This is a genomic window from Nocardiopsis nanhaiensis, assembly GCF_054778635.1.
Map to the genome: position 1 here is coordinate 1 of NZ_BAAGZJ010000138.1, position 10,832 is coordinate 10,832.

Annotated in this window: 9 protein-coding genes; 6 read left to right on the plus strand and 3 right to left on the minus strand. The window is 70.4% G+C overall.

The annotated features are described in order from the left end of the window. Nucleotides 1-304: 304 nt before the first annotated feature. The gene (locus tag ACYVD1_RS33805; RefSeq protein WP_460778554.1) at nucleotides 305-1,180 is read right to left on the minus strand and encodes an MOSC domain-containing protein; all 876 of its coding nucleotides are present in this window, start codon (nucleotides 1,178-1,180) and stop codon (nucleotides 305-307) included. Nucleotides 1,181-1,330: 150 nt separating this feature from the next. Between ACYVD1_RS33805 and ACYVD1_RS33810 the strand changes: the two genes are divergently transcribed. Next, the gene (locus ACYVD1_RS33810; protein ID WP_460778555.1) at nucleotides 1,331-1,957 is read left to right on the plus strand and encodes a TetR/AcrR family transcriptional regulator; all 627 of its coding nucleotides are present in this window, start codon (nucleotides 1,331-1,333) and stop codon (nucleotides 1,955-1,957) included. After that, nucleotides 1,954-3,531 (plus strand): MFS transporter, encoded by a 1,578-nt coding sequence (locus ACYVD1_RS33815; protein ID WP_460778556.1) that lies wholly within the window; start codon nucleotides 1,954-1,956, stop codon nucleotides 3,529-3,531. The genes ACYVD1_RS33810 and ACYVD1_RS33815 overlap by 4 nt, the downstream gene beginning before the upstream one ends. Here ACYVD1_RS33815 and ACYVD1_RS33820 read toward each other — a convergent pair. Together ACYVD1_RS33820 and ACYVD1_RS33825 are read right to left on the minus strand one after the other, a co-directional pair. Further along, nucleotides 3,528-5,024, minus strand: a complete 1,497-nt coding sequence (locus tag ACYVD1_RS33820; protein WP_460778557.1) for a DUF7059 domain-containing protein — start codon at nucleotides 5,022-5,024, stop codon at nucleotides 3,528-3,530. The two genes, ACYVD1_RS33815 and ACYVD1_RS33820, sit on opposite strands and share 4 nt — an antisense overlap. Nucleotides 5,025-5,076: 52 nt before the next feature. Next, nucleotides 5,077-5,352 (minus strand): DUF2530 domain-containing protein, encoded by a 276-nt coding sequence (locus ACYVD1_RS33825; protein WP_460778558.1) that lies wholly within the window; start codon nucleotides 5,350-5,352, stop codon nucleotides 5,077-5,079. Nucleotides 5,353-5,573: 221 nt separating this feature from the next. Here ACYVD1_RS33825 and ACYVD1_RS33830 point away from each other — a divergent pair, with 221 nt between their 5' ends. The 4 genes from ACYVD1_RS33830 (at nucleotide 5,574) to ACYVD1_RS33845 (ending at nucleotide 10,687) form a co-directional block, all read left to right on the plus strand. Beyond that, on the plus strand, nucleotides 5,574-7,037 hold the full coding sequence (locus ACYVD1_RS33830) for an NCS2 family permease (protein ID WP_460778559.1): 1,464 nt from the start codon (nucleotides 5,574-5,576) through the stop codon (nucleotides 7,035-7,037). 169 nt (nucleotides 7,038-7,206) lie between these two features. Next, the gene (locus tag ACYVD1_RS33835) at nucleotides 7,207-8,655 is read left to right on the plus strand and encodes an MFS transporter (protein WP_460778560.1); all 1,449 of its coding nucleotides are present in this window, start codon (nucleotides 7,207-7,209) and stop codon (nucleotides 8,653-8,655) included. A gap of 40 nt (nucleotides 8,656-8,695) precedes the next feature. Next, nucleotides 8,696-9,280, plus strand: coding sequence for an RNA 2',3'-cyclic phosphodiesterase (thpR, locus tag ACYVD1_RS33840; RefSeq protein ID WP_460778561.1), 585 nt, complete (start codon nucleotides 8,696-8,698; stop codon nucleotides 9,278-9,280). 189 nt (nucleotides 9,281-9,469) lie between these two features. Next, nucleotides 9,470-10,687 (plus strand): MFS transporter, encoded by a 1,218-nt coding sequence (locus ACYVD1_RS33845; protein WP_460778562.1) that lies wholly within the window; start codon nucleotides 9,470-9,472, stop codon nucleotides 10,685-10,687. Nucleotides 10,688-10,832 lie beyond the last annotated feature (145 nt).

Sequence of the window (10,832 nt, forward strand, 5' to 3'; positions counted from 1 at the left end):
GCGGGCAGTGGACCGGGACCCCGAACGAGGCTCTGGACTGCGCGTGTGGTGTCCACCTCGCCGATCTCGGGGAGCACTGACAGTAGTCAGCACTCCCCGAAGGACTTATGAATCGCTGCACTAGTCACCCTCGAAGACGAGTTCGGTGCCGCCCGGGACACCTTGCGCAAGGCTGTGCAGGTACTCAAGGACGAAGACCGCGTCCAGACGGTTCGGGGGATGGGAGTCTTCGTCCTGCCGTTGGAGTGACAGCGGCGGTTGCGAGTCGCGGTAGCGCTCTTCCTCGGGAGGACGACTGGGCGGGTCAGCCCAGGGCTCCGGCTAGGCGGGGGCCCAGGCCCTGCTCGGGTTCGGCCCACTCGGTGACGTCCAGGGGGTCGCCCACGGCGACGGTGCCGGGGACGGTGACGGCGAACTTCGCGCAGAACGCCACCCCGCCCTCGTCCGCTCTGCGGTAACCGGCCAGGGAGCGCAGCGGTTCGGGCCCGCGCTTCTCGCCGGTCTCCTGGTCGACGGTGGTGACCGCGCAGCGGATGCACACCTTGGCGTAACCCAGCTCGGCGCTGCCCAGGCGGACCCTGCGGATCCGGTCCTCGGTGTGCGGCTCGGGCCAGCCGGACACCACGATGTTGGGCCGGAACCGCGCCATCGGGACGGCCTCGCCCCCGGTGGCGAGGATGCGCTCGTTGAGCAGGTCCAGGGAGGACAGCGAACCCACCACGGCGGCGTGGCCGTCGGCGAAACCGGCGGTGCCGGGGGTCAGCCCGCTGGTCTCGCGCCGGTGGTCGTCGGGGACCCGCACCAGGCGGCTGGACGCGCCGAGCACCTCGGACAGCCACTCCGCGACCTCGTCTCCCTGGTCGACGCCCACGAAGGGCCGACCGTGCACGGCCACGTCCAGGCGGCGGCCCTCGGGATCCACGACGACCTTGACTGGTGAGAACCCTCCGGTGTGCAGGACGAGCCGGGACCCGTTCTCGTCGAGCTCCGGAACGATCCGCGCCATGCGGGGGTCCCTGCGCTGGCTACGGAAGTCACCGGAGTCGTCGACCACCATGAACGAGCGGTCGTGGGTGACCCCGGCGGGAGTGAGGTCGGCTGTGCGCAGCGGCAGACCGGCGCAGCCCTTGACGGGGTGGACGACGAGTTCGGAGACGCGGGCCGTGGGAGAGGGGCTCATGGCGAAAACGTTACCCGCGGCTTCTGGAGAGCGCATGGGATTACTTCGCCGTGTTGGAGGGCGGCGGGGGGAGCGACGGCCCTGACCGGCATGCAGGGGTGAGCCAACTCACCCCAGTAACTATACCTTCCGGAAGGTACAGTTACTCCCATGCGACCAAGTTCGAGGCACCTCATTCTGGAAGCCGCGACCAGGGTGACCGAGCGCGCAGGCATCACCGGGCTCACCCTGGAGTCCACGGCCGAGGAGGCCGGGCTGACCAAGGGCGGCCTCCTCTACCACTTCCGTACCCGTGAGGACCTGATCCTCGCGATCCAGCGGCACCTCGTGGACGGCTGGGAAGAGCGCCTGCTCGCCGAACTCGGCAAGCCCTACGACGACGCCGACCCGACCGAGCGCGGCGCCGCCTACGCCCGCGTCATAGCGCGCGGGAGCAGGAGGCAAGCGGACCTGGCCTTCATGCTGGAGTCCGTTTCCCAGCCCGAGCTCACCCGGATCTGGAACGAGCTCATGGAGAGGTGGGCGCCCACGCCGAGTTCCCCCGAACCCGCCGGGCTCGACCTGTTCCTGGCCAGGCTGATCGCCGACGGGCTCTGGCTGCACAAGTCCACGGCGGGGTGCCGGATACCGCCGGACGTGGAACGGGCCGTGCTCGCACGCGTGACCGGCTTGACCGGCGCTCCACCGCTGGACGCATCAGCACCGCGGGGCGAAGCAGCCCCGCAAGACAGCCCGCAAGACAGAACGGCACCGCGGAACAAGGGGGAGGGTTCGTGAGCGACGTGACGGCATCCGGGCAACAGCCGGTCTCCAAGGCCAGGCGCTGGCTCGTACTGGTCGCCGTCTCGGCCGGGCTTCTGCTGATCGCGGTGGACATGACGGTCCTCTACACCGCGCTTCCGACCCTGAGCAGTGAGCTCCAGGCGAGCGCCTCGGAACGGCTCTGGATCATCAACGCCTACCCCCTGGTGATGGCGGGACTCCTCCTGGGCGCGGGGACGCTCGGCGACCGCGTCGGCCACAAACGGATGTACCTGATCGGCCTCGTCCTCTTCGGTACCGCCTCAGTGGTCGCCGCCTACGCCGTGAACCCGGCCATGCTCATCGCCGGGCGCGTCTTCCTGGCGGTGGGCGCCGCCGCGATGATGCCCGCGACCCTGTCACTGATCCGCATCACCTTTGTGGACGAGCGCGAACGCGGGATCGCCATCGGGGTCTGGGGAACCATGGCGATGGTCGGCGCCGCCATCGGGCCGATCGTGGGCGGCCTGCTGCTGGAGTTCTTCTGGTGGGGGTCGGTCTTCCTCATCAACGTGCCGATCGTGCTGGCCGCCCTGGTCCTGGCCGCCCTGGTCGCGCCCGGGGGTTCGGGAAGCTCCGAACGGCCGTGGGACCTGCTGGCCTCCGCCCAGGTCATGGTGGGCCTGGTGGGCGTGGTCTACACGATCAAGGAGGTCACCGGACCGGAACCTTCGGTGGCCGCGATCGCGGTAGCCCTTCTGGCGTCCGCCGCCGGGTTCTGGTCGTTCGTGCGGCGCCAGCGCGGTCAGGCCTACCCGCTCATCGACTTCACGCTCTTCCGTGACCCGCGCATCCTCATCGGTGTCATCGCCGCGGGGATGGCGATGTTCGCGATCGCCGGAGTGCAGTTGGTCCTCACACAGCGCCTACAGCTGGTGCTGGAGTTCACCCCGCTCCAGGCGGGACTGACCGTCGCGGCGATGGCGCTCGGCGCGCTGCCCGTGGGCGTGACCGCCGGTGCGCTGCTGTTCCGTGTAGGCACCCGACCGGTGATCGTCCTGGGCCTGCTTGCCACCGCACTGGGAACGGCCGGCGTGCTGTTGTCGACCTCCGCCCCCTTGGGCTGGACGGTCGCCGGACTGCTGCTGGTCGGCGCGGGTACCGGAGCGGCGATGACCGCGGCCTCCGCCGCCATCGTGGGCAACGCACCGGCCCACCGGGCGGGCATGGCCTCCTCGGTGGAGGAGGTCTCGTACGAGGTGGGCAGCCTGACCGGTGTCGCGGTCCTCGGAAGCCTGCTGGCCGCCGTCTACGCCCGCACCGTCACCCTGCCGGCACAGTCGCCCGACACGGCGGCCGAGGGCATGGACGAGGCCCGGGCGGCCGCCGCCCAGCTGGACCCCGGCGCTGCGGTGCCCCTGCTGGAGGCCGCCACCCAGGCCTTCGACAACGGCTACCGGGCCACCCTCCTCATCGCCGCGACGGTGCTGTTCGCGGCGAGCGTCTTCAGCTTCCTCTACAAGCGGAGCGGGACCGGCCGGTCGGCTCGGGACCAGGAGCTGACCGGAGAGGGCGCACCGGCGTCCAGGACGGACTCCCCGAGTCCTTAGCGGGCGACGCGGAAGAAACCCTCGGAGATGAGGGTGCGCAGGGCCTCGGGGGTGCGTTCGCGGAGCATGACCGGATCCTCGCCCATCAGCTCGGCGATGGCGTCCAAGAGCGGGCCGACCGGCATGGTGCCGTCGCAGACGCTGGCGAGCGCGGCCTCGACGGTGCCGATGCGTGCGACGCGCCGGAGGCCCTCGCGCTGGCGCAGGACGATCTTCTCGGGGTCGGGCGCACCCGGCACGGACACGCGCTCCTCGACCACGCCCGGGGCGAGCGCCACGTGGGTGGAGAGCAGGGCGGCGTCGGTGAGGCGGTGCGCGGTCATCGCGCCGTCCACCACGTCGGGCAAATAGGGGCCGACGGGCTGCTCGACCTCGTGCCGGAGCTCCTCCACCTTGACGGTGGCGTCCTGGGCGGCGTCGTTGCGCAGGCTGATCCAACCGAAGCCGATGCCCTTGATGCCCTCGCGGTCGAAGTAGTCCAGCCAGGCGTCGTAGCGCCTCGTGTACTCGGGGGTGCCGTGTTCGCAGGAGTCGCGCAGCCAGAGTTCCACGTACTCGGCGGGGTCCTGGACGTCGCGCTGCACCACCCAGCCGGAGCAGCCGGTGCCGGTGATCCAGCCGCCGACCCGGTCCTCCCAGTCGTCGCTGTCGGTGTGCGTCCAGTTGGCGAGGAACTGCCCCCAGCCGCCCTCCGTGAGATAGCCGGGCGCCTGGCGGACCAGTTCGGCACAGAGGCTGTCACCGGGCAGGTCGGACTCGCGGTAGGTGTAGCGGGCCGACTCGGGGGTGATCACGAACGGCGGGTTGGACACGATCAGGTCGAAGCGCTCGCCCTTGACGGGCTCGAACAGGGAGCCCTTGGCCAGGCGGGCGTCCTTGACCCCTGACAGCGCGAGGCTGATCCCGGCCAGGTGCACGGCACGCGGGTTGAGGTCGGTGGCGACCACCTCGCGGGCGCGGGAGGCCAGGTGCAGGGCCTGGACGCCGCAGCCCGTGCCCAGGTCGAGGGCGCGTTCGAAGGGTCCTTCGACGATCAGGCGGGAGAGGTTGGCGGAGGCACCGCCCGCGCCCACCACGTGGTCGTGGCCGGGGACGCCGCCGCTGCCGGGACGCACCTTGGGATCGGACACGACGAAACCGGGTCGGCCGTCCTCGAGCTCCCACGGTCCGAGGTGGACGAGGGCTCGCACCACGGGGCCGTCCCGGCCCTCTTCGACGGTGACCAGTCCAGCTCTGGCGAGTTCCTCGACGGGCAGGATGGAACGGGCGGCCCTGGCCGGGACGGGGCTCTGGAGCCACCACAGGCGCAGAAGCAGTCCAAGGTGTTCCTCCCCGCCCGTGGCGCGCAGGGCGGGCACGAGCTGCTCGCGGGCCAGGGCTTTGGCCGCGGCGTTGCCGAGCCGGTCGCGGACCCCGGACACCGTGTAGTCGGCGCCGATGAGGATGCCGCGGAGGCGGTCGGCGAGGCCGCGCGGGAATTCTGTCTCAGACACCCGCCCATTATCGGTCAGGTGAGCCGTGCCCTGTCGGGTCCGGAGCTCCGGCTCAGGGAGCGCCGGTCTGCTTCGCGGCCCGTTCGGAGGCCCGTTCCCCCGCCTGGTCGCGCTTGCGGAACAGGTAGGGGATGAACAGGAACCCGAAGACGCCGAGGGCGATCCCGGTCACACAGACGCCGATCCACCAGCGCTCGGTGTCGGGCAGGCCGTCGCCCATGGCGAGCAGCACCAGGAGCGCGACGGTCCACCCGACCGTGCCGATGGCGGCCGGGACGCGGTAGTCGCTCTCGTGGACTTCGGGGTCTGGCTGGCGGGGTTTACGCACGGAATCAGGCTATCCGGTACCGCTGGGCCGCGGGAGGCCCGCCGCGTCGGTCGGGCCCGAGGGCCAGGACGTATAAATCACGTCCGGTAGAAGGATCATCCGATCATATGGTGTTATCTACGAAGCCCGTGTGAAACCTGTGGCTGATGTTGTACAAAGATGCAACTAATCTGGCCCAGAATCATTGCTGTCCCTTAACACGACCAGGTCAGGCTGACGACGTGAACGCACCAACTCCCTCCTCAGGCACATCGGGACAGGGCAGAGCCCCCAAGGGCTCCCTGGACCGCTTCTTCAAGATCTCCGAACGCGGATCCACCCTGGGTACGGAGGTTCGCGGCGGCATGGCGACCTTCTTCGCCATGGCCTACATCGTCGTCCTCAACCCGCTGATCATCGGCACCGCCGAAGACGTCAACGGCGAAACCCTGGGTATCGAGGGCGTCGCCGCGATGACCGCCCTCATCGCCGCGCTCTCCTGCGTCCTCATGGGCGTGGTCAGCCGCTACCCCTTCGCCATCGCGGCGGGCATGGGCCTGAACGCGGTCGTGGCCTACGGGATCGCACCGCTGATGAGCTGGTCCGACGTCTTCCTGCTGATCATCATCGAAGGCGTCATCCTCCTCATCCTCGTGCTGACCGGGTTCCGTACCGCGGTCTTCGCCGCGATCCCGCCCGGGCTCAAGGTCGCGATCGCGGTCGGTGTGGGTCTCTTCCTGGCCTTCATCGGACTGGTCAACGCCGGATTCGTGCAGCCCGGTGACGGCACCCCCGTGCAGCTCGGCGACGGCGGCCTCAACGGCTGGCCCATCCTGATCTTCGTCGTCGGCCTGGCGCTCAGCATCGCCCTGTACGTGCGCAACGTGCGCGGAGCCCTCCTGATCGGCATCATCGCCACCACCGTCGTCGCGATCGCGGTCGAGACGGTTCTGGGCGACGGCGCGGAGGGCCTCGGGTGGGGACTGACCGTCCCGACGCTCCCGACCAGTGTCGGCGACTTGGTCGCGGTGCCCGACGTCTCGCTGCTCTTCATGTTCGCCGACGGCGGCTTCAACATCGTTGAGCGCTGGTCCGACGTCGGTTTCGCCACCGTCCTCATGCTCCTCTTCACGCTGCTGCTGGCCGACTTCTTCGACACCATGGGCACCATGGTCGGCGTCGCCCACCAGGGTGGCCTGGCCGACGAGAACGGCCAGATCGAGGGCGCCCGCGAGGTCCTGGTCGCGGACTCCGTCGGCACGATCCTCGGTGGTCTGGGCTCCGCCTCCGTCGCCACGCTCTACGCCGAGTCCGCCGCCGGTGTCGGCGAGGGCGCCCGGACGGGCATCGCCCCGATCGTCACCGGCGCGTTGTTCCTGATCGCGACACTCTTCACCCCGCTGGTCACGCTGGTGCCCTTCGAAGCCGCAACCCCGGTGCTGGTGATCGTCGGCTTCATGATGATGACCCAGGTCACCAACATCGACTTCAAGGACCCGGCCATCGGCATGGGTTCCTTCATGGCGATCATCATGATGCCCCTCACCTACTCGATCGCGAACGGTATCGGCTTCGGCCTGCTGGCCTACGCCTTCGTCATGCTGGTCACGGGCCGGGCCCGCCGGGTCCACCCGCTCCTGTGGCTGATCTCGGTCGTCTTCCTGATCCACTTCGCGGAAGCGCCGATCTACAACCTGATCGGATGACCGGACCCCGGCGCGGGGGCGCGGCCTCCCGTTACGGGGAATGAACGGCACGGTGAACGGCGTTGGCTCAGGTGATGAGTCAACGCCGTTTACTTCTACGTCTCCGAATCCACGCCACGGTGGTCGTTTCAGTCACTCTCCGCAGCTCCGTCCGTCCGGGGAGTGAGTGATGCGCCGTATCGCGATGTTCCGTTCGCTGTCGGTCCGCAACTACCGGATCTACGCGCTCGGACAGTTGGTCTCCAACCCCGGCACCTGGATGCAGCGCATCGCCCAGGACTGGCTGGTCCTCCAACTCAGCGGCGGCAGCGGTATCGCCCTGGGCATGACCACCGCGCTCCAGTTCCTTCCCATGCTCTTCTTCGGGCTCTGGGGCGGTGCCATGGTGGACCGCTTCGGCAAGCGCAAGCTGTTGATCGTGACCCAGGCCAGCATGGGTGTTCTCGCCGTCGGCCTGGGCATCCTGGCCACACTCGGTGCCGCCGAGGTCTGGCACGTCTACCTGTTCGCCTTCGGCCTGGGCATGATCACCGTGCTCGACAACCCCGGGCGGCAGGCCTTCGTCCCGGAGATGGTCGACCGGGACATGCTTCCCAACGCGATCGCCCTGAACAGCGCCAGCTTCCAGCTGGGCCGCGTCACGGGCCCCGCCATCGCCGGCCTGCTCATCGGCCTGATCGGCAGCGGCCCCGTCTTCATGATCAACGGGCTGTCCTTCGCCTTCACGATCGTGGCCCTGATGATGATCCGGCCCGCCGAACTCAACCCCACCGAACCCATGCCGCGCGGCAAGGGCCAGATCCGGGAGGGCCTCCGGTACATCGGGGGCAGGCGCGACCTCGTCCTGCTGCTGATCCTGGCCGGCTCCGTGCAGTTCTTCGGTGCCAACGGGCAGAACCAGATCGCCCTCATGGTCAATAACGTGTACCAGACGGGTGCCGAGGCCTTCGGCGTGGCCGCGGCCGCTCTCGCGGTCGGCGCGTTGGCCGGTGCGCTGTTGGCCGCGCGGCGCGAGTACCCGAGGCTGCGCCTGGTGCTCATCGGTTCGATGGGCTTCGGCGTCGCCCAGCTCGTCGCCGGCCTGATGCCGGGCTACATCGCGTTCGTCGTGGTCCTGGTCCCGATGGGTGTGCTGTTCATGACCTTCGTGACCACGCTCAACGCCACCTTCCAGCTCAGCGTCGACCCGCAGATGCGCGGCCGGGCGATGAGCATGTTCCTGCTGGTGTTCATGGGGGTGGCACCGATCGGAGCGCCCGTCGTGGGCCTGATCGCCGACGCCTTCGGCCCGCAGGCCAGCCTGATGGTGGGCGGCGTGGTGACCATCGTGGTGGTCAGCGTGCTCACGGTGCTGCTGATGCGGGTCAAGAAGGTGCGGGTACGCGAACTGCTGCCCCGCCGCCTCCTGACCGGTTCGGGCGAATCCGCAGCCGGGAAGGAAGCCGCGGCCGAGGACACTGGGCGGGCGGAAGGCCCTGAACGGCCCCGGTACGGTTCAGCGGAAGAGCCCGGCGCCGGGGCCGCGGAAGAGCCCGGAGCCGCGGAAGCGGAGTCCCCCGGCCGCCCACGTCAACCGGGTCGGAATGCCGAACAGCAGGGCGCCGACGCGCGGGGGTAGTCCCAACCCGCCGGCGGGCCGGAACCGGAGAGGAGGGGCCATGAGTCTGTTCGTCGCGCTGTGGCCCCCACCGGAAGTCGTCGACGAACTCGCGGAAGCGGCCCGCCGGGCCCGCCCCAGCGCCACCGGCCTGCGCTGGACCCGTCCGGAGGAGTGGCACCTCACGCTTGCCTTCCTCGGCGGGGTGCCCGAGGACCGGCTGCCCGAACTCATCTCCGCGCTGGGGCGCGCACTCGGCGGGAGCCCCGCCCCAGACCTCGCCGCGCACCTCTGGGGCACCTTTCCAGGCCGGGCGCAGCGGGCCTCGGTGCTCTGGTGCGGGGTGACGGGGGAGGGGCTGCACGAGCTCGCGGGCGCGGTGCGCGACGCAGCCCGCGGCGCGGGGGTGCCCGTTGAGTCACGACCGTTCGTGCCGCACATCACCCTGGCCCGGGCCCGGCCGCCCCGGGACCTCACCGAGGCCCTGCGTGCTCTCGGTCCTGTGGTGGCCACCGGCTGGCGGGCCGACCGCGTCCACCTGGTGGAGAGCCGCCCCGGCAGGCAGGACCGCTACCGAACCGCCCGGACCTGGGGACTACCCTGGGGTAGCGAATCCCAACGAGCACCGGAGCGGGGCACGTCATGAGCATGCTCACCAACAACAGGAAACAGCGCTGGCTGTTGCCGGTGGTGCTCGGTATGATCATGCTCATCGTCATCCTGGGTGCCCTGGTCACCTGAGCTCCGGACGCATCCTCAGGAGCGCCCCGGCTGCCCGGGCGCCCCGGGTTCGGGCTTGACGTTGACACCAGCGTCAGGGTTCTAGCGTGCTGGCATGTCACCCCACACGCTCCGTTCCGGATGGCTGGTGTGCCTGGCCCTGACCGCCTTCGCGGTCGGGACCGACGACCTGGTCATCGCCGGACTCCTGCCCGCCATCGCCCACGAACTCGACGTCAGCGTCGCCGCCGCCGGACAGCTGGTGACGGTTTTCTCCCTCACCTACGCGGTGGCCGCCCCGCCGCTCGCCGTGGCGACCGCACGGTTCCCGCGCCGAACCCTGCTCCTGAGCGGGCTCGCCCTGTTCGCGTTCGCCAACCTGGTCACTGCCCTGGCTCCCACCTACGCCACCCTGATGGCGATGCGCGTGGCCACCGCGCTGATCGCCGCGGTGCTCACCCCCGCAGCCTTCTCCATGGCGGCCCGGCTGGCCCCCGCGGAACGGACCGGGCGCGCCGTCGGTACGGTCGCTGCCGGCCTGACCGTCTCCCTGTTCCTGGGAGTGCCGATCGGCGCTTTCCTCGGCTCCGTCCTCGGGTGGCGTTCGGCCTTCGTGGCCGTGGCCCTGTTCACCTTGGCGGTCCTCGCCGCGTCGGTCCTGCGCCTGCCGGCCCTGCCCGGCGCCCCGGAGGCAGGGGTCCGCCAGCAGCTGCGCCAGCTGGGCCGACCGGCCATCCTGACCTGCGTGGCCAGCACCGTCATGGGCGCCAGCTCCGGTTTCATGGTCTACACCTACATCGCTCCGCTCACCCGGGACCTCACCGGGGCCGGAGGGGTGGCCCTGGCCCCGCTGATCGCGGTGGTGGGTGCCGCTGGCGCCGTCGGAACCCTCGTGTGCGGCCGGGCCACCGACCGGTGGGGCGCCGACCGGATCCTCCTCGTCAGCTTCGCGGGGATGGTCGCGACCAGCCTGGTCCTGGCCGCGCTCGGATACCTCGGTGCGGGCAGCGTCCCGGTGTGGGCCCTGGCGTTCACGCTGGCCCTGTGGGGTTTCGCCGCCTGGGGTTTCGCGGCCCCCATGAGCGCCCGGCTGCTGGGACTGGCCGGGGACGCGGGCACCGAGGCCCTCGCCCTGAACACCGGCGGTCTCTACGTAGGGACGGCGGTGGCCGGCGCGGTCGGCGGCGCCGTCGTCGCCGGGTACGGGGGAGCGGGGGTGACGGCGACCGCCGCCGCGATCGGCCTGCTCGCCCTGACCGCCATGGCGCTCTGCGTCCGGCGCTTCCCCACGGCCGTGCCCGGGACCTTGGAACACAAAGCCGACGCGGCCTGACCCGGTGCCGCGGAGTTCCCTAGTGCAGCGATTCATAAGTCCTTCGGGGAGTGCTGACTACTGTCAGTGCTCCCCGAGATCGGCGAGGTGGACACCACACGCGCAGTCCAGAGCCTCGTTCGGGGTCCCGGTCCACTGCCCGCTC